This is a genomic window from Pseudarthrobacter sp. W1I19, from assembly GCF_030817835.1.
GTDB lineage: Bacteria > Actinomycetota > Actinomycetes > Actinomycetales > Micrococcaceae > Arthrobacter.
Map to the genome: position 1 here is coordinate 3,060,649 of NZ_JAUSZR010000001.1, position 22,834 is coordinate 3,083,482.

The window sequence follows — 22,834 nt, forward strand, 5'->3', positions numbered from 1 at the left end:
TGCCGGCTGTAGGCATCGTCAGTAGCTGAGGGTCACGGGTACTGTTTCCTGCCCGGCAGCGGCCGGGAGGAATGCCAGTGACGAGATGTCGTCCCGGCCGTCCTGCTGCAGCAGCAAGGAACCATAGGCAGCGTCCCCTGACGCCGAAACCACGTAGCCGACCACGTCCGAATCGTCAGCCTTCTCAGGCACCGTGATGGAAGCTGTTGTTCCACCGGCAATGTCCGCCGTGGCCGGCGCCCTGACTTTGCCGTCTGCGGTGATGGCCGAATACGTGATGGTGGCCCGGTTCTCCAGGGCGCCAAAGACCAGGGTGCGCTGGCCGCCCGGCGGAACCGGCACCACGTGCTGGCTGCCCAGCCTGACTCCGGATGCCGCCCAGGCGACATCCAGGGCTTTACTCTCCTGGAGTCCGCGCGTAACCCGCGCAGCGGCCACGAAGGTGACGTCCGATGATGCAGCCACGGTGTAGTGGCCGGCCGGGACCCCGGCGAGTGGAATTTCGGTAACCGCACCTGCTTTCGCGGTGATCACGCCGCCGGACGGCAGGGCCTTTTGGCCGTCCCGCCCGTAGAGCTTGACCTCCACCACGGCGTCGGAGGGGCCGGGTACGGTGAGCTGCAGGGCCGGTCCGGCGTCCTCATATCCGGACCTTGCCGTGAGCGAAGCAACCTGGCCCGCATCCTGGATGTCGACGCCGGTCATCACCTGCCGGACAGCCGGCGCTGCACCGGGGGCGATGAAGTCCACACCCCCCGGGGTTAGTCCCCGCAGGACGCTCTGCTGGATGACGGCGGCGACCGGGCCGCCGGCGCTGCGGATATGCACGCTCAACTGTGCTTCACCCGGGGCAAGGCCGGCGAGAACTACAGCCCGTGAAGTACCGGGGGCCACGAGCAGGCCGCGGCTTCCCGGCGCCTGGATCTGTCCGTTGGACCCGAACAGCTCCAGGCTCACGGTGGCCGGTGTGGAAGAAGCGTTGGTGAGCATCAGCACGGAGGTACGGCCCACCGTGGTACTGGCACCGGCGAGCCATTGGTCGTTGGAGGGCTGCTGGCAATTGGCGGCTGCCGTCCCCTGCAGGTCGCCGTCGGTTGCCGTGAACTTCATGCCCGCCGCAGCTGAGGCCTTCTGGTTGGTTGAGGCATCGGCGCTGAGCACACTCACCTGGTTCACCTGCCGCCCTGCAACAACCCCGGCCAGGAGCTCCTGCGGAGCGCCGGCGGCAGCGGACGGGCCGGGCTCTTTGGCAATTTCGACGGCGGTCCTGCCGCTGAGTTCCGACAGGCGGCTTGCCGGCAGCACGCCGCCGGCACTGAGGACGGCGCCGGTGACTGAACTGGCAGCAGTCTCGGACTCGGGACTGAATTGCGGGTCCGTGCCCGCTTCCGTGCCTTCCAGCAGGCGGGCAGGCCCCGGGCAGACCCCCACGCTGGTCCCGGCCGGAACCGCGGAAACCCCCGCGGGTACGCTGCGGCTGGAGCCGGGCTGCGGAAGGAGGGATCCCGCCGCAACCACTGCTCCCGCACCGGCCATGATGACCGCAGCCGACAGCAGCCCGGCCACGAGCGCTTTGCGGCCGCTCCCGGTGCGCTTCACCGGGTCCGGGCTCCCCTCGGTTTCCGCTTCCCCGCCGGCAGGCAGCGCGTACGGTGCTGCAGGGTGAACAGGGTTGTTATGCATTTTGGCGTTCCTTACGCAACGAGCCTTCATCCCGGGAGAGGCCGGTCCGCTGGCGCCGGGCCGGCATGGGGATGGCCAGCATCACCGTCAGTCCGATGACGGCGGCCTGGGCGATCCCTGCCCAAAGGGCGGCCGGGTTTTCGTACCGCACTGTCAGGTGGCCCGCCGTGGGCGGCAGTGTGAAAGCCTGTGACCATCCGGACGTGGTAGCTGTGAGCTTCCGGCCATCCAGCCACGCAGTCCAGCCCGGATCTGCCCGCTCTGCGAGCACTGCCAGGCGGCCCTCAGGACCCTCGGGAATTGGGGCATCGACGTCGTCGTGGCCTGAAGGTACCAGGCCAATCGCGGCGCCGTTGCCATCGACAATCCTCACGCGGTGGGTGATGTCTGCCGGCTGCAGCGCCGGCTGGTTCAGCGGAGCGATGCGCCAGAGCCAGCCGACGTCGGTCTGTCCTACGGCAATAAGCCCCGGCACGGCGTCCATCCTGCTGGCGGTCAGCTGTGCGGCGGTATCGGCGGCCCGCAGCACCACAAAGCCGGCGCCCAGCTGTTCGAGGTCGGTCCGGGGGTCCACGCCCTGGCCTGCAACCAGGGTGGCCACCACACGGCGGACTGCGGCGGTGACCTCGTCGTCGTCCCGGACTGTTTCGGAGCCCGGGGCGCCCAGGATGTTCCGCGCGGAGGCGATGGCGGAGAGGCTGTCCAGCGTGGTGCCCGCACCCCGCATCAACGAGGCGTCATAGGTGCCGTCGTCGCGGGTGCTGATCAACAGCGTGCGGGTCTGTTCGGGCCCGGTCCCCCGATCGATGGCCGTTGCGGGGAGGATACGCCGGCCGGCGGCTTCCACCAGGCGGGGTGTGCCCAGCGGTGCGCCGGCGCCGGCAGGGTCCTGGGCCGCCACGGCGGACGTTCGAAGAAGGTTTTGCGCGGACCAGGCCGTCATGCCGGCCAAGGGTCCTGCAACAAGGAGCACCGTGCCCAACGCTGTGGCGGACCGCAGGGTCAGCTTGTGCTTCGTGCCCGTTGCTGCAGCCTTGTCGGCACGGCCAAGGAGCTGTTCCGCCCCCAGTAGGGCGGCACCCAGAAAGGCAAAGGCCGCGGCAGAAACCGCCGGCCCGGGGAAGGCAGTAACCATGGTGTTGGAATTGATGCCGGCGGCCACGTTGCTGGCGAGCCATCCACCGGCCAGGGCGATGGTGGCAATAACCCACAGCGACCGGGCAATTCCGGTCCGCTGGCCTGGCAGGCAAAGTCCGGCTACGGCCAGGAGCAGCACCGGCACGGCCACCAGGAACGCCAGCAGTGATGCCCAGGGCAGGGTGCCGTCGGAGAAGAACGGGAGCCCGGAGAGACCACCGTCGGGGCCGAACTCGAGCGGCTGTCCGAGGAGCTGCTGCCACAACGGGGCGGCATCAAAGGCCAGCGGCACGCCGGGGTCTGCCAGTAAGGCCCGGGGCCGGTCGAGCGTGGAAAGTCCGAAGGGAATGAACAGGGCGGCCGTGGGCAGCAGTGCCCACCAGACGGTGCGCCCGCGGCGTCCAAGGAGGAGCCCGCAGAGCACTACTGCCACGGTGGCGGGAATGAGCAGGGAAGGCGCGGAAGCTGTCACCACCGCCATGGCCAGGCCTGCAGCTGCCGCCGCGGTCCAGGACGGCATCCCGTTGATCCCGGGTTTAACCGGCGGCCTGTCGGCGAAGCGCCGGTCGCCGGGAGCCGGGGCCTCAAAGCGGCCTTGGCCCACGGCTGAGCCGGTAGCCCGCAGCAGGGCGAGCGCCAGGAGGGGAATCATGATGTGGGCAATGAGGGCCCCTGCCCGGCCCTGGTTCAGTGCCACCTGCAGGGCGGGAGCACCGGCCCAGAAAAGTGCCGCCACCAGGCGCAGCCGGCGGCGGACCGTCAGTCCGCCGGCAGCAAACCAGGCGGTCAGACCGGACAACGGCGTGGTGAGCAGCAGCAGCCAGGCCATGGCGGCATTGGCGTCACCGCCACCGAGTACGCCGAGGACCCAGAGGACATAGCCGAAGGGGTCGCCGCGGCCCGGGAGTCCGGCGCCCAGGGAGATCCACCAGCTGGACGCGTGGTGCCAGATCTCGCCCAGCCCGGCGGAAACGGGGATCAGGGCACCGCCCGATACTGCAGGGGCTCCAAAGAGTCCGGTCAGGCCCAGCAGCGACGTGACTGAGGCGATGATAACTGCGGCCAGCGCCCCGTTGCCCACCCAGCCGCGTTTACTGGTGGCCAGCGCCGCGAAGTCGTCCGAAGCGTCACCCGTGGGCTGATGCGCCAGGGGGTCGTGTTCAAGGTGGTCAACTGCAGTGGTGTCCGACCCCAGGGCTTCCATCAGCGAACGCCTGTGGCTCCAGACCTCCCGCCTCGGTGTCTGGAGCTTGCGGATGACGGAGCGCCTGATCCTGCGTGTCCTCCGGGCGGTCCGCCTGGCCTTGATGACAGCGCGCGGCCTGGCCAGCGCAGCGAAGGTCGCAACGAGCTGCATGATGCCGTGCCCGGGATCCTTAACGGCAATGCTCAGCACAAATTTGAAGATGCTTCCCAGCAGGGCGGCCACAGCGTGGACAGGAACCATCCACAGCGGTGCATGCTTCAGGCGCAGATGGACCTGCGCTTTTCGGGCTGCCGCAGCATTCCCCAGCGCATGGGGCCGGTGGGCAACGTGGGACATCGTGGCTGCGGGAACTACCACCACCCGGTGTCCGGCCAGCCGGTTCCGCCAGCAGAAGTCAACGTCGTCGCCGCTGCCCGGCAACGCGGGGTCGAAGCCGCCCAACTGCTCCCAGATGTCCCGGCGGACCAGCATACCCGCCGAGTTCACGGCGAACGTATCCGTGCGGCCGTCGTATTGCCCCTGGTCCAGTTCATCGGCGTCGATCAGTGTCAGCCGTTCGGCCCAGCGGCTCGTTGACAGGCCGACGTCCACCAGATGGCGTTCGGCGTGCCAATCCAGCTGCTTGCAGCCGGCGACAGTGACGGACGGTGCGCGTTCAACAGCGGTGAGAAGCTCAGCCAGGGCTTCCGGGGCGGGCGCGGCATCGTCGTGAAGCAGCCAGATCCACTCCGAGGTGCCCGCGCCTGGCTTACCACGCCAGGGCGCGAGCTGGGCGAGGCCCGCGGATACCGCAGCACCCATGCCGCTCTTCCCGCGGTGGCTGACAACGTGCGCCACACCCAAGGACTGCTTGAGGAGGACCTCGGAATCGTCGCGGGAACCGGCATCGACTCCGATGACGTAGTCCGCGGGCCGGGTCTGGTCCGCCAGTGCTGCCAGGGTTCTGGGGAGATAGGCACTGCCGTTGTGGGCAACCACAACGGCAGTGACGTGGACATCCTGATGAATTAGATTGCTCGCTTCCTCAGCCGCCGGCGCTCACGCTCGGACAGGCCTCCCCAGATGCCGAACCGTTCGTCATTCGCCAGCGCGTATTCAAGGCATTGCGAACGCACGTTGCAGGCACCGCAGACTTTTTTCGCGTCGCGGGTGGATCCGCCCTTTTCGGGAAAAAACGCTTCGGGGTCCGTTTGGGCGCACAAGGCGTCCGTCTGCCAGCCAAGCTCGCCTTCGTCGTCAAAGTCCTGCTGGAACGGCAGGCCGATCCAGACCGGCTGGGACGTTCCGGCCGCCAGTTCCATAGGCGGGTCCAGCTCGTCCTCGGGGTCCTCACCGCCGTCGAGGAGCGCTTCATGTGCTGCGAGGAACGCCGTGGCCTGGTCCTGGAGAAAATCCTTGTTGTTCCTGTTGTACCGTTCCGCCGCATCAGGATCGGCCGGGTCCACGTACCAATCGCTTGGCACCCCCCGCGCACGGTATTTTGCCGTTGCCTGACCGGCTACGACGGCATCTTCCTGGATACGCTCTGCTTGCCCCACGGCGACCCTCCTGATGTTGCAGCCACTGCCTGGATACATGGACACTCGGTTGTGTGCCGGTATTTACGCAGTTGCCTTTAGTTACCTAATTACACGCGTGTAACTAGGGTGAGTCAAGCCGCTGCCCGGATAATAATCAGTAAATCCTGCGAAGTTTCGCACGCCACGCCCGGGATTTTTGTGGACTCCCGCGCCACAGCGGCTCCAAGGGTGCGAAAAGTCGGGGCAGGAAAGCCAAAAGGTCCCAGTTGGTGCGGAAAATAGCCGCTTTTCGCCAAAATAGCAAGCACGCTTAGTACCGGAAGTGATAAGAATCACACTGCCGGCGATCTGATGGAACCTTGCAAGGACGAACGAATGACCCGCCGCACGGTGGGTGGCAGGATTGAGCCATGAATAACCCCGCAATCGATCTGATGACCAGCCTTCGTTCCGGCAATTCCACAGCCCCGCGGCTCACCTGGTACGGCCCTGACGCAGAGCGCGTGGAATTGTCCGGAAAGGTGCTGGATAACTGGGTGGCCAAAACCAGCAACCTGCTGCAGGACGAACTGGACGCCGGCCCCGGCATGCGGCTGGCGCTGGACCTTCCGGCGCATTGGAAGTCCATGGTCTGGGCATTGGCTGCCTGGCAGCTCGGTCTTGAGACCGTGCTGAACGGGGATCGGGCCGACTTCCTGGCCACCGCTGCGCCGGATGCAGTGAACGGAAAGTACGACGCCGTGGTGGCAGTTGCGCTGCCGGCCCTCGCCATGCGCTGGGACGGCGGGCTTCCGGCCGGCTTCCTCGACTACGCAGCCGAGGTGCGCTCCCACGGGGATGTTTTTATGCAGCATGTCAATCCCGATCCGTCGGCCTGCGCCGTCGTGACATCCGACGGGCGCCGGCACCTCCACCGGGACCTGCTGGATGGCTTCGCGGTGCCCCATGAAGAAGGCGTCCGGCTGCATGTGGCGGCCGGCGCCGGGCTTGAGGCGGCCTTGGCCAATGCACTGGGCGCCTGGCGCCGCGGAGGCTCAGTGGTGCTCACGCACCCTGACGTTACTGACACCGGGAAGCTGCTCGCCGCGGAACGCATCCACGGCAGCTGAACAGCTGGTCCGGGCCGCGCCCCTACTTTTGGGGCTGGGCGGGGTCCTCGGCAAAAGGCCCGGGCTCCGCCACATCCGCAGCGGCGGGGGAACCTTTGGCATGGTGGAGTTCGATGAGCTCGTGGTCGTGCGAAAACTCGGGTTCCTGGTCCAGTTCCTGGTTGAACACGAGGAACCGGTAGGCGAAGAACCGGACCACTGTTGCTACCAGGATGCCCACAACTCCGGCAAGGAAGAGCAGGTTCTTGTCCGTGACCCCCATCCCGTACTTGGCCAGGGCGGTAAATCCGGTCGAAATCCCGATCCCGATGCCGTTGATGAGGATGAACATCAGGAACTCGCGCAGCACGTTGGCCTGCCGGCGGTGCCGGAAGGTCCAGAGGCGGTTCGCGATCCAGGAAAAGATCGTGGCCACCGAAGCCCCCACAAAACGGGCCTTGGCCTCGCTGTCCGACATCGCTCCGTGCATAAGGAAATACGTGAGGCCATTATCGATGACGAACGCCACACCGCCGACGGCACCAAACTTGGCCACCTCACGCCAGAAAAGCGAGGCGAGCCCCCGGATGCGATCTGAAAGTGCGCTAAACATGACCCTCCATGGCCGTTGAAAACAATGGGCCACACGGCCAGAGGCCCATTTTAGCCCCCAAAGCTGAACGGAAGCCCCCCAAACTTGCTCCCCGCAGCGGCCCGTCGGCCGAAAAACTCAACCGCCGCCCCGACCCGAAGGCGTGATACCGGACGGTTTTCGGTAGGCTGGCCCATGTGACTTTTCCAGTAATAGGTGTGGTTGGCGGCGGCCAGCTTGCGCGAATGATGGCCCCAGCGGCAACAGCACTCGGCTTCGAACTGCGCGTCCTTGCCGAAAGTGACGACGTTTCAGCCGTGTCTGCAGTGTCCTCCTCGCCGGTGGGCGACTACAAGGACTTCCAGACCCTGCTGGAATTCTCCAAGGGCCTGGACGTGATGACGTTCGACCACGAGCACGTTCCCACGGCCCATCTCAGGGCCCTCCAGGAAGCCGGCGTCAACGTCCAGCCCGGCCCGGACGCCCTGGTCCATGCCCAGGACAAACTCGTGATGCGCGCTGCCATCGACCGCCTGGAACTGCCGAATCCGGTCTGGGCTTCCGTTTCCGATGTCGCCGAGCTCGTCACATTCGGCGAGGAGACCGGCTGGCCGGTAGTCCTGAAGACGCCGCGCGGCGGCTACGACGGCAAGGGTGTACGCATCATCTCCTCCCCCGGGGAGGCTGCCGAAACCAGTGACTGGTTCGAGGCCATGAGCCCCCTCCTCGCCGAAGCAAAAGTCGAATTCACCCGGGAACTGTCGGCGCTGGTTGCCCGCACACCTGACGGGGAAGCCCGGGCGTGGCCGGTAGTACACACTGTCCAGGTCGACGGCGTCTGCGATGAAGTTATCGCCCCCGCCCTCGATATCCCTGTTGAAGTTGCCGCCGCGGCGGAGGACGCGGCCCTGCGGATTGCCAATGAACTCGGCGTGACCGGCGTCCTGGCGGTGGAACTCTTCGAGACGCCCGGAACAGGCGTCGGCTTCCTGATCAACGAGCTCGCGATGCGGCCGCACAACACTGGACACTGGACGCAGGACGGTGCCGTGACAAGCCAGTTCGAGCAGCACCTTCGGGCCGTCCTGAATTTGCCACTGGGCGCCACAGATGCCCTGGCACCGGTTGTGGTGATGAAGAACTTCCTGGGCGGAGACAACCAGGACCTGTTTTCGGCTTACCCGCTGGCACTGGCCAGCGAACCGGCCGCCAAGGTGCACTGCTACGGCAAATCCGTGCGCCCCGGCCGCAAGATCGGCCATGTCAACCTGGCAGGCACGTCAACGGCGGACGTTGACTCCGTTCGACGCCGGGCCGCAGTGGTGGCAGGCATCATCCGGGACGGCCGGGTGCCGGCAGAAGAACCGCCAGCAATTCTTGAGGAGAACGCATGAGCGCCGAAGCTACCCCGGCCCCAGGTTCCGCGGCCAGCCCCCTGGTGGGCCTGGTAATGGGTTCGGACTCCGACTGGCCAGTGATGGAAGCGGCAGCTGACGCCCTGGCGGAGTTCGGCATTGCCTTCGAAGCCGACGTTGTCTCCGCACACCGCATGCCCATGGAAATGATCCGTTACGGCCAGACGGCGCACGAGCGCGGGCTGAGGGTCATCATTGCCGGCGCCGGTGGCGCCGCCCACCTTCCTGGCATGCTGGCCAGTGTCACACCGCTCCCCGTGATCGGAGTGCCCGTTCCCTTGAAGACCCTGGACGGGATGGACTCCCTGCTCTCCATCGTGCAGATGCCTGCCGGTGTTCCGGTGGCCACGGTTTCCATCGCCGGAGCCCGCAATGCCGGACTCCTCGCAGTCCGGATGCTGGCAGCAGGCACTGATGAGCTTGCCGCCTCGCTGCGCGCCGACCTTATCGAATTCGCCGCCGACCTCAATGCCGTGGCCACCCGCAAGGGGGCAAACCTCCGGCAGAAGGTCAGTGAGGTCTTCGCAGAAGGAAACGGAACGCTCCGGGGCAGCCGTTAGGGAGGCGGCCATGTCCAGCAGCAAGATCCAGCAGTCCCCCTCGGACACTGCCCTGACGGACCCCGTCCGCTACCCGGTCAGCGCCTCACCCCAGGTCCGGACCAAACGCGGCTTTGTGCTGGTCCTGATGACCCTCCTGGTTCCCGGCAGTGCCCAACTCGTGGCGGGCGACCGCAAACTCGGCCGGGCCGCGCTGAGGGTAACGCTGTGCGCCTGGGCAGCCCTGGTGCTGGCCGTCATCCTGCTGCTGGTCAACCGGACCCTGCTGATCAGCATCATCACCAACCCCCTCGCCTCTTTGGCCATCATCATCGTTATGGCGGCGCTGGCCGCCGGCTGGGCCATCCTCTTTATCAACACCCTGAGGCTCATCCGCCCGGTACTGCTGGCGCCGCCCGCCCGGCCCGCCGTCGTGATTGCCCTGGTGCTGGCGATGGTGCTGGGAAGCGGCTCGCTGGGTTACGCCGCCTACCTGCTTAACGTGGGCCGGAACGCCATCGGCAGCATCTTCGCGTCCGGCCCCGCCATGGAACCGGTGGACGGCCGGTACAACTTCCTGATGATGGGCGGCGACGCCGGGGATGACCGGACCGGCAGGCGTCCTGACAGCCTTTCCGTGCTGAGTGTCGATGCCGAGACCGGCCAGACGGCCATCATCTCCATCCCGCGGAACTTCCAGAACGCCCAGTTCAGCGCGGACTCCCCCATGCGGGCCATCTACCCCGACGGGTACGACTGCGGCGACGCGTGCCTGATCAACGCCATCAACACTGAGGTCACCAACGAACACGCGGACCTCTACCCTGGTGTGGCGGACCCCGGGGCGCAGGCCACCCTGGAAGCCGTCTCCGGAACCTTGGGCATGGACATCCAGGCCTACGTGCTGGTGGACATGGACGGCTTCTCCAAGCTCATTGACGCCATGGGCGGCATCCGGATCAAAGCCGGCGGCTGGGTACCCATCAGCGGGGAAACCATCGATGAGGCCAACGGCATCCACGGCATGCCGCTGGGCTGGATCCCGGCCGGCGACAACACCCTCGACGGCTACCACGCCCTGTGGTACGGCCGCTCGCGGGAATTCGTGGACGATTACGCCAGGATCGCCCGCCAGCAGTGCGTCCAGCAGGCAATGCTCAAACAGCTGGACCCAGCCACCCTGCTGGCCAAGTTCGAGGACATCGCCAACGCCGGAACCAAGGTTGTGGACTCCAATATCTCCTCCTCGCAGCTGGGCAGCTTCCTGGACCTTGCCATCAAGGCAAAGGGAAAGGAAGCCAAGCGGCTCACCATCGGCCCGCCGGACTTCGACGCGTCCTTCTCCACCGTTCCGGACTTCGACATCATCCACGAGCGCGTGGACCAGCTGCTGGCCTCGGCCTCGGAGGCCCAGTCCGCAGGTTCCGCAGATGACATGCTGGTGGCTCCGGCGGCCGCATCCGGGCACCTGCAGGCAGCACCGGCCCCCTCCGCCCTGGCTGCCGGGGGTGGAATCCGGACGCAGCAGTCTCCTCCGTCGGCGGACTTCACGCCGGTGACCACCACTCCGGACGGTGAACCCATCACCGAGTCCCTGCTCAACGGGCTCAAGCGCCAGGGCGACGAACAAGCCATCCGTGAACTGGTGGCAACCAACGGCCAGTGCGCCCCCTTGTAATCCCCCTTCCCTCCAGACCTAGGAACGGACACCAACTTGTACGAGATTGATAACGTCCTCCGGGATTACGCCTGGGGATCAACAACGGCCATCGCGGCCCTGCTGGGGCGCCCCGAGTCCGGCCGTCCCGAAGCGGAGTTGTGGATCGGCGCGCACCCGGACTCGCCCTCCGTGGCCCGAGTTCCGGAGGACGGCTCCGCCGCTGCCCTGGACGCTTTGATCTCGCGCGATCCCGAGCATTTCCTCGGCGCCGAATCGGTGGCGCGTTTCGGCCCCCGCCTCCCTTTCCTGGCCAAGGTCCTGGCTGCCGCCCAGCCGCTGTCCCTGCAGGTCCATCCCAGCCTTGACCAGGCGAGGGCGGGCTTTGCGCGGGAAAATGCGCAGGGCCTTGCCCCTGACGCCCCCAACCGGAATTACCGGGACGACAACCACAAACCGGAGATGATTTTTGCCCTGACGCCGTTTGAGGCGCTCTGCGGTTTCCGCCCGGTGGCCCAGACCCGGGAAATCCTGCAGCATGTTGCGGCAGCCTTTGATGCGGTGGAAGGCGAGGCACCCGCGCTGGTCGGTGCCCTGCTCGAGGATCTCCGGGCGGGTGATGAAGGCGCCAGCCTCCGGGCCGCTTTCGAGCGGCTGATCACCGGCGGCCAGTCAGTGGCTGACGACACTGCCCAGGTGGTTGCAGCGCTACTGGCCGGCGCTCCGCTGGCACCCTACGAAACCGAACTGGCCACCGTCATCAGCCTCAATGAGAAGTACCCGGGTGACCCCGGCGTACTGATATCGCTGCTGCTCAACCGCATCTCCCTACAGCCTGGTCAGGCGGTCTACCTGCCGGCCGGGAACGTGCACGCCTACCTGCACGGGCTTGGCGTAGAGGTGATGGCGTCCTCGGACAACGTGCTGCGCGGCGGGCTTACACCCAAGTTCGTCGACGTCCCGGAGCTGCTGCGGACCATCGACTTCCAGCCAGTCGCCGTGCCGATGCTTCAGGCCGAGCGGACCGTCATGGACCAGGAGCTTTTCCGGCCGCCCTTCGAGGAATTCCAGCTCCAGCGGATCGAGCTGGCACCGGACGCGGGCCCCGTTCCGCTGGCCCAGTCCGGCGCCGCCGTGGTGATTGTGGTGGTCGGGGACATCTACCTGGACTCCCCCAAGGGGGATCTTCAGCTCTCCCGCGGCGGCAGCGCCTTCCTGCCGGCCGCCGAGGCGCCGGTCAACGTCCATCCGGTGGCCGGCAGCACTGAACCCGCGCTGGCGTTCGCCGTGACCACCGGCCTTTAGCTGTTTGCTGATGGCAGCCAGCGGCTGCCAGGCCGGCAACGAGCAAAGGGCGACGGCGGCACCGAAGCGGGGTGCCGCCGTCGCCCTTTTGTCCTGGCTTACCTGGTCAGTTGCCCGGGCGCAGCTTCCGGACCAACGGCCGCACGCGGACGGCCGCCGTTTTCAGGAACCGCCGCCCCTGCTGCAGGCCGCGGCGGGCCAGCGGCATGGCCTGGGCGTAGGCCGGGTAGAGCGGTGAGAGCGGCTTGTCCCACGTGCCCAGCAGCATGTTCTCGTGCTTGGCGAACTGCTTCTTGAAGTCGGAGATGCCGTCGTTGAGGAGGCCGTTGAAGTCGTAGCGGGAGCACCCGTCTTCCCGCATGGCCTGCAGGGCGGCCCACTTCACGCCGTAGTTCACGCGCTGCTTCTGGCCTTCGGCAGATACCCCGCCGTACAGTTCGAAAGCTGTGGACCCGCTCCTGGCCAGCCAGACGAAGGCCAGCATCTGCTCGCCGTCGAACGCGGCGATGACCGGGGACCCGTCCCCCATGTTCTTGAAGATGTCGCGGTAGTACTGGTCCTCATGGATGCCGAAACCGGCGCGCTCGGCCGTCTCGTGGTAGATCGCGAGGACCTGTTCAAGCTCGGAATCGTTCTTGACCTTGCGGAACTCGACATCGCTGCGCATGGCCTTGCGGATGTTCGCCCGGGTGGACTTGGACATCTCCGCCATCAGTTCGTCGTCCGTCCTGGTCAGGTCCAGGATCAGCGTCCGCGGGATCAGCACGGTGTTGCTTGTGGTCCGGAAGCCGGCGGAGGCTACGGCACCGGCGAAGGCGGAGTCCTCATCCCAATCGGGTTCGATGCTCAGCGCCACTGCGTGGTGGCGGGCGGCTGCATGGTCAGCCAGGGTTCCCAGGACGGCCCGGGCGTCCTCCACCGAACACATGGGGCCGCGCGGGATGTATGCCAGGGCGCGGAAGGGGAACGGCAGCCGCCGGACCAGCAACTGGGCGCAGCCCACGGTCTTGCCGCCGTCGTTGACCAGCACCCGGTCCACGGACCAGCCATGCATTGCCTTGGTCTCACCCCAGCCCCACAACTGCTGCGGATGTCCCTGATATTGGTCAACATATTCGTCCCAGAGGGCGCGGTCAGTACAGGGCACAACAGCAGGAATCATGGCTTCAACCCTATACCAAGGCCTGAAACGGCAGATCCCCGGAGCACACTGCGGCGCTCCGGGGATCTGTGTCAGGCAGGAAGGGTCAGCTCTTGCGGGCGTAGCCCTCCCACTTGCTGGCCTGGTGCTCGCCGTCCACAAAACGGATGGTGCCGGACTTGGAGCGCATCACGATGGACTGGGTGAGGACCTTGTCCTTGGAGTACCGTACGCCCTTGAGCAAGTCGCCGTCCGTGATGCCGGTGGCGGCAAAGTAGCAGTTGTCGCTGGAGACGAGGTCGTTGGTGGACAGGACGCGCTCGAGGTCGTGGCCGGCGTCGATGGCCTTCTGCTTTTCATCGTCGCTGGTAGGCCACAGGCGGCCCTGGATGACGCCACCGAGGGACTTGATGGCACAGGCCGCAACGATGCCTTCGGGCGTGCCGCCGATACCCATCAGGGCGTCCACGCCGGTACCGGAGCGGGCAGCTGCGATGGCACCGGCAACGTCACCGTCCATGATGAATTTGGTGCGGGCGCCGGCCTCGCGGATTTCCTCCACCAGGGGGCGGTGGCGGTCGCGGTCAAGGATCATCACGTTGAGCTGGTTGACCTTGACGCCCTTGGCCTTGGCGATCAGGTGCAGGTTCTGCTTGACGGGCAGGCGGAGGTCCACCATGTCAGCGGCTTCCGGGCCGGTGACGAGCTTCTCCATGTAGAACACCGCGGAGGGGTCGAACATGGAGCCGCGCTCGGCCACGGCCAGGACGGCCAGGGCGTTGTTGATGCCCAGTGCGGTCAAGCGGGTTCCGTCGATGGGATCTACGGCCACATCACATTCGGGGCCTGTGCCGTCGCCGACGCGTTCGCCGTTGAAGAGCATGGGGGCTTCGTCTTTTTCGCCTTCGCCGATGACCACAACGCCGTTGAAGTGGACCGTCTGCAGGAAGGAGCGCATGGCATCAACGGCGGCGCCGTCGGCCGTGTTCTTGTCGCCGAAGCCAACCCAGTGGCCGCCGGCGATTGCCGCAGCCTCGGTAACGCGGACAAGCTCAAGGGCGAGGTTGCGGTCCGGCTCGTCATTGCCCACAGCCAGGGACGGGGAGATCGTGGAGTACTTCTGGGTCATGGACGCTGGTGACACGTGAACCTCTTCTTCGAGTGGCGATCATTGAACCCGCTCCGCCGGAACAGCGAAAGCGGTGATTCCTCTGATATCGATCATAGTCGCGGCTCCGCCTTCGGGCTGCGGCATGACGCGGCGGCGCAATGTACCGAGCGTTGCCGCAGCCAGGAGCCGGTGCGCCTGGGGCGACTGTGAGTTGTGCACCGGCATAGGGGACTATGGAGGGGTGAGCGAAATGCAGGAAAAGACCAGTCCCACCCCCGAACCGTCCGGATCCGGAAGCAGCAGCGCTGCCGGCGCGGCCGGCGGGCAGGCCCCGGTTAAGCCTGTGATTCCGGCTGCCGCGGCCAAACGGGCCAACGCCTCGGTGATCGGGATGATCATCGCCCTGGCGGTCAGCATCGCGGCCTTCCTGCCCATCGTCCTGATGAACCCCTCCCCCAAGAATGACGGCTACCGCCCGGACATCGACGTCAGCGCCGCAGCCCGCAACGCAACAGATGTGGCAGGATTCACACCGGTGGCCCCGGATACGGGCAACACCTTCCGGCCCAACTACGCCCGGTGGGAAGCCGGCACGGGAAGCGGCGTTCCCTCGTGGGAGGTGGGCTACATCACGCCCAAACAGTCCTTCATCGGACTCATCCAGACCCGGACCGCCAACCCCACCTGGCTCCTGCAGCAGACACAAAATGCACCGGTCACCGGATCCCGCAATGCCGGCGGGCAGGAATGGGAACTCCGGGATACCGGCAAGGGGGAAAAGTCGATGGTGCTCGAGTACCGCGGAACTACCGTCATCCTCTCCGGCGCCGCCCAACTGGACGAATTCGCCATTCTGGCGGACGCCGTCGTGAAGTCCATGGACAGCAATCCTGCCGTCACAGTTTCACCTTCGGCCACCACTGCCCCCTAAGGTAAGCAGGGTGACTACCTATCTGACTCCTGCCCTTGCCTGGCGCCGGATGCGCGAAGGAAACGAACGCTTCGTGGCCGGCCAGTCCTCCCACCCGAACCAGGACTCCTCGCGCCGGTCCTCGCTCGTGGAGAACCAGCACCCGTTCGCCGTGATTTTTGGCTGCTCGGACTCCCGGCTCGCAGCAGAAATCATTTTCGACGTCGGACTTGGCGACGTTTTTGTGGTGCGCACGGCAGGTCAGGTTATTGACGACGCCGTCCTCGGCTCGCTGGAATACAGCGTGGGAGTGCTCGGCGTGCCCCTGATCGCCATCCTGGGCCACGACAGCTGCGGTGCCGTCAGCGCCACCAAGGCGGCAGTGGACACCGGCGAGATGCCTCCCGGCTTCATCCGCGACCTGGTGGAGCGCATTACGCCGTCGGTGCTTACCTCCATGCGCCAGGACAAGCACGAGGTCAACGACATGGTGGTTGAGCACGTCAAGCAGACGTCCAAACGGCTGGTGGACAGCTCGCGTGTGATTTCGGACGCAATTGAAAGCGGGCGCACCGCAGTCATCGGCCTCTCCTACAGCCTGGCGGAGGGGCGCGCCAACGTTGTTTCCGGGATCGGTGAGCTGTAGGGCGGGGGTAAAAACCCGCCCGTAGCATGCTCTTCACGGTTTTCGATGGGGTGCCGGATCGCCCTAAGCTAGCCCCATGACTTCCACTGAAGAGTTCCGCATTGAACATGACACGATGGGCGAAGTCCGCGTCCCCGTGAACGCACTGTACCGCGCGCAGACGCAGCGGGCAGTGGAGAACTTCCCTATTTCCGGCAAGACCCTGGAACGTGCCCACATTGAGGCATTGGCCAGGGTCAAGAAGGCGGCTGCCCAGGCCAACGCTGAACTGGGTGTGCTCGACGGCGAGCTTGCCAAAGCCATCGCAGACGCGGCGGATGAGGTGGCTGCAGGGAAGTACGACGGGGACTTCCCCATCGATGTCTTCCAGACGGGCTCCGGCACGTCCTCGAACATGAACACCAACGAGGTCATCGCCGAGCTCGCCTCGCGTGCCCTGAAGACGGCCGGCAGCGACAAGGTTGTCCACCCGAACGACCACGTCAACGCCTCGCAGTCCTCGAACGACGTGTTCCCCACGTCGGTGCACGTCGCAGCGACATCGGCCCTGATCAACGACCTCATTCCCGCCCTCGGCTACCTGGCCGAGTCGCTGGAGCGCAAGGCCGCGGAGTTCAAGGACGTCGTCAAGTCCGGCCGCACCCACCTCATGGATGCCACCCCGGTGACGCTCGGCCAGGAGTTCGGCGGCTACGCCGCGCAGGTCCGCTACGGCATCGAGCGCATCAACGCCTCGCTCCCCCGCGTTGCCGAAGTTCCGCTCGGCGGCACGGCCGTGGGCACGGGCATCAACACTCCCGCCGGCTTCCCCGAGCGCGTAATCGAACTGCTGGCAACGGACACCGGGCTCCCGCTCACCGAGGCCCGCGACCACTTCGAAGCCCAGGCCAACCGCGACGGCCTCATCGAAGCGTCCAGCCAGCTGCGCAACATCGCCATCTCCTTCATGAAGATCAACAACGACCTCCGCTGGATGGGCTCCGGCCCCAACACCGGCCTGGGCGAGATCGCCATCCCGGACCTGCAGCCCGGTTCCTCGATCATGCCCGGCAAGGTCAACCCGGTGATCTGCGAGGCGTCCATCATGGTGGCCGCCCAGGTCATCGGCAACGACACCGCCATCGCGTGGTCCGGCACCAACGGCGCCTTCGAGCTGAACGTTGGCATCCCGGTGATGGCCTCCAACCTGCTCGAGTCCATCCGCCTGCTCGCCAACACCAGCCGCGTTATGGCGGACAAGATGATCGACGGCATCACGGCCAACGTGGAGCGTGCCCGCTTCCTCGCCGAGGCTTCCCCGTCCATCGTTACGCCGCTGAACAAGTACATCGGCTACGAGAACGCGGCCAAGATCGCCAAGACGGCTGTGGCCGAAGGCCTCACCGTCCGCCAGGCCACCGAAAAGCTCGGCTTTGTCGGAGACGGCGAAGGCAAGGTTTCCGAGGCCGACCTCGACAAGGCCCTGGACGTCACCACCATGACCGCTCCGGCGCACAAGGCCTAGCCTCCGCACTAACCCCCAAGTACGACGACGGCCGGTACCTTTCCCACGAAAGGTACCGGCCGTCGTCGTACTCCTGCCAGCCGTGGTGCAGGAGTGCCGGACAGACAGGGTCGCCACAATCTTGGGGGTTGCGGCGGCCCTGTTGTGTTTCGGGACTTTGGCCGCGCTGCGTGCCGCGGGGCGTGCCGGGTGCCCCAGGGCCTGCGGTGCGGTCAGGGTTCGAAGTGGGCTGCTTCGGCCGGAGCCAGTGCACGGTGGATGCTGGTGAGGTGGCCTGCCATGAGGTCGGGGAGTTCATCCAGGCCGAACCAGCCGACGTCGATCGACTCGTCGTCATTGACGCGGGCGGTTCCCGAGACGTAACGGCACAGGAACACCACATCGAGGAACTCGCACACGTCACCGTTTGGATAGGTGATGGGACCCACCGCCCCCACAGAGACCACACGCTCCGGTTCGGCCACCACCGCCGTTTCCTCAAAGATCTCCCGCACCAGGCCGCGTGCCGGCTGCTCGCCCGGATCGAGCATTCCGCTGATCAGCGCCCACTGCCTGTTGTCGGCCCGCCGGGCAAGCAGGACACGGCCCGAGTCATCGACCACCACGCCCCTCACGCCAGGGACCCATAGGGGGTCGTTGCCGATTTTCTTGCGGAGTTTCAGGACGTAGTCAGGCGCAGGCATTAAGCCAGCCTACCGAACTGACCGCACGCATATGGGCCGGCCTTTCAGGCGGGCAGCAGCATCGCGGCCGCGGCGCCGGCCAGCATAAACGGCCCGAACGGAATGGAAGACTTCAGGGTCCCCCGGCGGGCGGCCAGCAAGGCAATGGACCACAGGCCGCCCAGCAGGAATGCCAGGAAGGTACCGGCGAACAGGTGGCCCCACCCGAGAAACCCAAGATACATACCAAGGACACCCGCCAGTTTCACATCGCCAAAACCCATCCCCGCCGGGTAGGCGAACCGGAGAAGGAAGTAGAAAAGCCAGAGGATGGCAGCGCCGGCCACTACCCGGAGGGCTGGCACGGCCATCAATCCAGCGCTCCAGCCACCCGGCCCCTGCGCCGCCCCGGCACTGACGTCCGCAAAGATTGCAGCCGCGAGCAGGAGTATGCCGGCCACAGCATAGGACGGGAAGACGATCCGGTTGGGCAGGAGGTGATGCCGGACATCTATGACGGTGAGCCTGACAGCCATCACTGCAAAGTAGGTGCAGGCAGCCAGCACCAGCCAGAAGGCCAGCGGGGTGTGCTGCCACAGTTCGCCCAGTCGTTGGATCACCCTCGGATGCTACTGGATTTTCGCTGTCCCCTGCAGCGCCCGCGCGTAAACTGTGGATATGGCGACCTGGGACTCCCGTCACCGGACGAATCCGGACAGCAGTTCAGCCGCCGCGGATCCGGCCATGTTCCGGAATCTTTGCAGGTCCTCCCCCTGGAAGTGGCAGTCCCTGCGCTTCGAGTACTGGGACGAGCCGTTCGCCGAGGCGCCCAGTCCGGCAGCGCCCCCGGTCCGGGCATGGCTGCGCCGCCCCGGCGCACTCCGGCTCGAAACCGCGGACGGACTTGTCCTGCACAGCACCACCGGAATCAATGATTCCAAGGACGGCCTGTACGTCAGCGCCACCCGGAAGTCCTGGCTCCTGCCGCCGCATCTGGTCACGCCCGTCTACGACGACCAGGGCCTGGTGCGGCGCCGTCCGGAAGCCGCCTACGGTGAGCCCGGCTTCGGCAACGGCCGGTTTTCCGCCGCTTTGGACCCGGTGGAACTGGCCGGCAACGCGCCGGTGCCCATCGAATTTCCCGGGAGCAACAGGGTGGAAGTGCACGAGGTCAGCCACCGGGAGCACGAAGGCCGGCCTGTGCTGGAAGCGGTGGTGGCGCCCACCGCCGCCTACCACCCCATCCATCCACCGGCACCGCTGTGCCTGCCGGGAAAGTCACGGGTCCGGGTGGATCTTGCCACCGGCGTCTGCGTGGCAAGCCAATCCCTGGAGCCCGGGACGGAAGAGTACGGCCACTGGCTCCGGATCATCGCTGTGGACGAGTACATGCTGGATGACCTCTTCGTAGCGGAATCGATGAGCCTTACCGATGTCCGGCAGCACATCAGCTGGGAAATCCCCGCCTAAGGATGACAAGCCTTGGATGAGGCCATCGGCTAGGCTTCGCGGATGACAACGATCAGCGACGTCTGGCCTCTTTTTGGCCTTCGGCTAACCACTCCCCGCCTTGAACTCCGCCCCATCAGGGATGAGGACATCCCGGCGGCCGTGGAAGCCGCACGCAGCGGCATCCACGACGCCGGCCGGAACCCGTTCAGCACCCCCTGGACCGAGCTCCCGGCAGAGGAACTCGGGCCCAACATGGCCCGCTGGTACTGGCGCTGCCGGGCCGAATGCACCCCGGAATCCTGGACCCTGCTGCTGGGCATCTGGCATCAAGGCGAGTTCATCGGCTGCCAGGACGTGGGGGCCAAGGACTTCGCCGCCATCAAGACAGTCAGCACCGGGTCCTGGCTGAAGAAGTCCGTGCAGGGCCGGGGCCTCGGCAAGGAGATGCGTGCCGCCGTCGTCCTCTACGCGTTCGATTGGCTCGGTGCGGAAGTCGCCGAATCCGAAGCGGCCCTCTGGAACGAAGCCTCAATCGGCGTCTCGCGGTCCCTGGGCTACGACCTGAACGGCATCACCCGGAAAGCCTGGGGTCCCAAAGTCGAAACCGTCCAACACGTCCGCCTCACCCCCGAAACCTTCAAACGCCCCGACTGGACCCTCGAAGTAGAAGGCCACGAGGCAGCCTCCCGTTTCCTCAAGGTCACTTAGTGCCCCAGCCGCTACCCTGCACAGAAGGGCCGTGGCCCGGCGAACCGGACCACGGCCCCTCTGAACAACTTAGCTCTTAGCCTTCGAGCAGTTCCGTGACCAGCGCCGCGATTGGCGAGCGTTCGGATCGGGTCAGGGTGACGTGGCCGAAGAGCGGGTGTCCTTTCAGGGTTTCGACGACGGCGGCGATTCCGTCGTGGCGTCCGACGCGGAGGTTGTCGCGCTGGGCGACGTCGTGGGTGAGGACGATCTTGGAGTTCTGTCCCATGCGGCTCATGACCGTGAGCAGGACGTTCTTTTCCAGCGACTGGGCCTCGTCCACGATCACGAAGGCGTCGTGGAGGGAGCGGCCGCGGATGTGGGTGAGGGGCATAACCTCGAGCATGCCGCGGTCCATGACTTCCTCCACCACCTCCTGGCTGACCAGTGCCCCGAGGGTGTCGAAGACAGCCTGCGCCCAAGGGTTCATTTTCTCCGACTCCGAGCCGGGAAGGTAGCCGAGTTCCTGCCCGCCTACTGCGTAGAGGGGCCGGAACACAATCACCTTGCGGTGTTCCCGGCGCTCCAGCACCGCTTCCAATCCGGCGCACAGGGCCAGTGCCGACTTGCCGGTTCCCGCCCGGCCCCCAATGGAGACGATGCCGACGGCGGGATCCATCAGCATGTCGATGGCCAGCCGCTGTTCCGCGGAGCGGCCGTGGAGTCCGAACACGTCACGGTCTCCCTTGACCAGCCGCACCTGCTTGTCCGGTCCCACCCGGCCCAGCGCGGAGCCGCGGTTGGACAGCAGCACCAGCCCCGTGTTGACCGGCAGTTCAGCAGCGGCCGGGATGAAGACGGGCTCGTGCCCGTAGAGCGTGGTGATCTCCTGTTCGCCGGCTTCCACCTCGGCCACGCCGGTCCAGCCGGAGTCCTTCACCAGTTCGTTGCGGTACTCGTCTGCGGTGAGCCCCATCGCCGAGGCCTTGACGCGCATGGGCAGGTCCTTGGACACAACCGTGACGTTCCGGCCTTCGTTCGCCAAGTTCTTTGCGACGGCGAGGATGCGGCTGTCGTTGTCTCCGCTGCGGAAGCCGAGCGGCAGAACCTCCGAGGAAATGTGGTTCAGTTCCACCACCAGGCTGCCGCCGTCGTCGCCGATGGGAATGGGCTGGTTCAGTCCGCCGTGTTTGACCCGCAGGTCATCGAGGAGCCGGAGTGCCTTGCGCGCGAAGTAGCCAAGCTCGGGATCGTGCCGCTTGGCCTCAAGCTCGGTGATGACCACAATCGGCACCACAACCTCATGCTCGGCAAAGCGCAGCAGCGCACGGGGATCGGAGAGCAGGACGGAGGTGTCGATCACAAAGGTGTGGATGGTGGCGTCCCTTCCAGAAACAGCAAAACCGGCCGCAGCTTCTTCGGCTGCACCGGTTTCTATGATGGCTCGCGTGGCGCGAGAGGTAGCTTTCTCTCCCTGGTCGGAAAGGACCGCGGGCAGTTGTTCAGAAGTAGCCACATCGACTCCAGCCCCGGGCGCAAGCCCGGATGTGTTAGTGGTGAGCCGGCTCGGCCATGAGGCCGGGTCCGGCCTCCCATACAACCGGTGCGATGTCTCGCTCCATGTACTGGCCTCCCCGATCAGCCGGCGGTTTTGCCTGCTGATGGATATAACGTAAATCCATCGGAAGTAATTTCCGCAACCATTACTCGGCGATTCTTGTTGCGGCCGCGTGAACTCGCGGTGAACCGGAAGGTCAGGCTCCGAAACGCCGCTGCCGTCCCGCGTAATCACGGAGGGCACGCAGGAAATCCACTTTGCGGAAGGCGGGCCACAGCGCTTCGCAGAAGTAGAACTCGCTGTAGGCGCTCTGCCACATCAGGAACCCGGACAGGCGCTGTTCCCCGGACGTGCGGATCACCAGGTCCGGATCGGGCTGGCCCCGCGTGTAGAGGAACTGGGAGATGTCGTCCACGCAGAGTTCGTCCGCCAGCTTGCCGATGTCTTTGCCCTTGGCCACGGCATCATGCAGGAGCTCACGGACCGCATCAACAATCTCCCGGCGGCCGCCGTACCCCACGGCGACGTTCACATGGATTTTTTCCCGGACCGGGGTACGTGCAGTCAGCTTGTTCAGCCGCTCGGCCAGGTAGTCCGGCAGAAGTTCGGGAGCACCCATGGCGTGCACGGAAATGTTGGCGTCCTCGTCCAGCCGGTCAAGGGTATTGGCGATGATGCCCATCAGCAGGTCAAGTTCTTCGCTGGACCTGTTCATGTTGTCCGTAGACAGCATGTACAGCGTGACCACTTTGATCCCGAGTTCCTGGCACCAGCCAAGGAACTCGTGGATCTTGTCCGCGCCCGCCTGGTGGCCTTGGCTGGTGGGGGCGTTGAACTGCCTGGCCCAGCGCCGGTTGCCGTCCACCATCACGCCGATGTGCCGGGGAATCCGGTCTCGGGCAAGGTCCTTGAGCAGCCTGCGCTCATAAAAGCCGTAGAGGAACCCGGGCAACTCCACGCGTTCTCTCACCTGACTTCCTTGCTGTACGTTCGGCTGTGCACATCCTAGGCTACCGTCCG

The 22,834-nt window shown here is 66.0% G+C and carries 20 protein-coding genes; 10 read left to right on the forward strand and 10 right to left on the reverse strand.

Annotation, left to right across the window (positions count from 1 at the left end; genetic code table 11):
* Positions 1-18: 18 nt before the first annotated feature.
* From QF038_RS14250 to QF038_RS14260, 3 genes are read right to left on the reverse strand one after another with little or no spacing between them, the layout of a single operon-like run.
* Positions 19-1,683, reverse strand: a complete 1,665-nt coding sequence (locus tag QF038_RS14250; protein WP_307610720.1) for a DUF5719 family protein — start codon at positions 1,681-1,683, stop codon at positions 19-21.
* Complete coding sequence (locus QF038_RS14255; protein ID WP_373461573.1) at positions 1,676-5,005, reverse strand: glycosyltransferase; 3,330 nt, start codon at positions 5,003-5,005, stop codon at positions 1,676-1,678. The genes QF038_RS14250 and QF038_RS14255 overlap by 8 nt, the downstream gene beginning before the upstream one ends.
* A 29-nt stretch (positions 5,006-5,034) precedes the next feature.
* Positions 5,035-5,565 carry a WhiB family transcriptional regulator gene (locus tag QF038_RS14260; RefSeq protein ID WP_307610721.1) on the reverse strand — a complete coding sequence of 177 codons (531 nt, stop codon included), beginning with the start codon at positions 5,563-5,565 and terminating at the stop codon, positions 5,035-5,037.
* Between the two features lie 392 nt (positions 5,566-5,957).
* Between QF038_RS14260 and QF038_RS14265 the strand changes: the two genes are divergently transcribed.
* The gene (locus QF038_RS14265) at positions 5,958-6,656 is read left to right on the forward strand and encodes a TIGR03089 family protein (RefSeq protein ID WP_307610722.1); all 699 of its coding nucleotides are present in this window, start codon (positions 5,958-5,960) and stop codon (positions 6,654-6,656) included.
* A gap of 22 nt (positions 6,657-6,678) precedes the next feature.
* On the opposite strand, the gene QF038_RS14270 is transcribed toward QF038_RS14265, so the two are convergent.
* Complete coding sequence (locus tag QF038_RS14270) at positions 6,679-7,248, reverse strand: GtrA family protein (protein ID WP_307610723.1); 570 nt, start codon at positions 7,246-7,248, stop codon at positions 6,679-6,681.
* A gap of 176 nt (positions 7,249-7,424) precedes the next feature.
* Between QF038_RS14270 and QF038_RS14275 the strand changes: the two genes are divergently transcribed.
* Genes QF038_RS14275 through manA form a run of 4 tightly spaced genes read left to right on the forward strand, consistent with a single transcriptional unit; the run spans position 7,425 to position 12,143 of the window.
* Positions 7,425-8,621: a 5-(carboxyamino)imidazole ribonucleotide synthase gene (locus QF038_RS14275; protein WP_307610724.1), complete on the forward strand. Its 1,197-nt coding sequence runs from the start codon at positions 7,425-7,427 to the stop codon at positions 8,619-8,621.
* Positions 8,618-9,202, forward strand: coding sequence for a 5-(carboxyamino)imidazole ribonucleotide mutase (purE, locus tag QF038_RS14280; RefSeq protein WP_307610725.1), 585 nt, complete (start codon positions 8,618-8,620; stop codon positions 9,200-9,202). The genes QF038_RS14275 and purE overlap by 4 nt, the downstream gene beginning before the upstream one ends.
* Before the next feature lie 10 nt (positions 9,203-9,212).
* Positions 9,213-10,859, forward strand: a complete 1,647-nt coding sequence (locus QF038_RS14285) for an LCP family protein (RefSeq protein ID WP_307610726.1) — start codon at positions 9,213-9,215, stop codon at positions 10,857-10,859.
* Positions 10,860-10,895: 36 nt separating this feature from the next.
* On the forward strand, positions 10,896-12,143 hold the full coding sequence (gene manA, locus QF038_RS14290) for a mannose-6-phosphate isomerase, class I (RefSeq protein ID WP_307610727.1): 1,248 nt from the start codon (positions 10,896-10,898) through the stop codon (positions 12,141-12,143).
* 106 nt (positions 12,144-12,249) lie between these two features.
* Here the strand turns inward: manA and QF038_RS14295 are convergent, their stop codons facing one another.
* Together QF038_RS14295 and glpX are read right to left on the reverse strand one after the other, a co-directional pair.
* Positions 12,250-13,305 carry a peptidoglycan bridge formation glycyltransferase FemA/FemB family protein gene (locus QF038_RS14295; protein ID WP_307610728.1) on the reverse strand — a complete coding sequence of 352 codons (1,056 nt, stop codon included), beginning with the start codon at positions 13,303-13,305 and terminating at the stop codon, positions 12,250-12,252.
* Between the two features lie 85 nt (positions 13,306-13,390).
* On the reverse strand, positions 13,391-14,413 hold the full coding sequence (gene glpX, locus QF038_RS14300) for a class II fructose-bisphosphatase (RefSeq protein ID WP_307613487.1): 1,023 nt from the start codon (positions 14,411-14,413) through the stop codon (positions 13,391-13,393).
* Positions 14,414-14,645: 232 nt separating this feature from the next.
* Between glpX and QF038_RS14305 the strand changes: the two genes are divergently transcribed.
* From QF038_RS14305 to QF038_RS14315, 3 genes are all read left to right on the forward strand, one after another.
* On the forward strand, positions 14,646-15,326 hold the full coding sequence (locus tag QF038_RS14305) for a DUF4245 domain-containing protein (RefSeq protein WP_307613488.1): 681 nt from the start codon (positions 14,646-14,648) through the stop codon (positions 15,324-15,326).
* Between the two features lie 10 nt (positions 15,327-15,336).
* On the forward strand, positions 15,337-15,951 hold the full coding sequence (locus tag QF038_RS14310; RefSeq protein WP_256246833.1) for a carbonic anhydrase: 615 nt from the start codon (positions 15,337-15,339) through the stop codon (positions 15,949-15,951).
* A gap of 76 nt (positions 15,952-16,027) precedes the next feature.
* On the forward strand, positions 16,028-17,455 hold the full coding sequence (locus tag QF038_RS14315; RefSeq protein WP_307610729.1) for a class II fumarate hydratase: 1,428 nt from the start codon (positions 16,028-16,030) through the stop codon (positions 17,453-17,455).
* Positions 17,456-17,667: 212 nt separating this feature from the next.
* Here QF038_RS14315 and QF038_RS14320 read toward each other — a convergent pair whose 3' ends face one another.
* Complete coding sequence (locus QF038_RS14320; protein ID WP_307610730.1) at positions 17,668-18,138, reverse strand: NUDIX domain-containing protein; 471 nt, start codon at positions 18,136-18,138, stop codon at positions 17,668-17,670.
* A gap of 44 nt (positions 18,139-18,182) precedes the next feature.
* Positions 18,183-18,737 carry an A24 family peptidase gene (locus tag QF038_RS14325; RefSeq protein WP_307610731.1) on the reverse strand — a complete coding sequence of 185 codons (555 nt, stop codon included), beginning with the start codon at positions 18,735-18,737 and terminating at the stop codon, positions 18,183-18,185.
* A 58-nt stretch (positions 18,738-18,795) separates the two neighbouring features.
* On the opposite strand from QF038_RS14325, the gene QF038_RS14330 reads away from it, so the two are divergent.
* Positions 18,796-19,587: a hypothetical protein gene (locus QF038_RS14330; RefSeq protein WP_307610732.1), complete on the forward strand. Its 792-nt coding sequence runs from the start codon at positions 18,796-18,798 to the stop codon at positions 19,585-19,587.
* A 42-nt stretch (positions 19,588-19,629) separates the two neighbouring features.
* Positions 19,630-20,277: a GNAT family N-acetyltransferase gene (locus QF038_RS14335; protein ID WP_307610733.1), complete on the forward strand. Its 648-nt coding sequence runs from the start codon at positions 19,630-19,632 to the stop codon at positions 20,275-20,277.
* 76 nt (positions 20,278-20,353) lie between these two features.
* On the opposite strand, the gene QF038_RS14340 is transcribed toward QF038_RS14335, so the two are convergent.
* A complete protein-coding gene (locus QF038_RS14340) occupies positions 20,354-21,772 on the reverse strand; it encodes a PhoH family protein (RefSeq protein WP_307610734.1) in 1,419 nt (472 codons plus the stop codon).
* 238 nt (positions 21,773-22,010) lie between these two features.
* Positions 22,011-22,772, reverse strand: coding sequence for an isoprenyl transferase (locus QF038_RS14345; protein ID WP_307613489.1), 762 nt, complete (start codon positions 22,770-22,772; stop codon positions 22,011-22,013).
* Between the last annotated feature and the right edge of the window lie 62 nt (positions 22,773-22,834).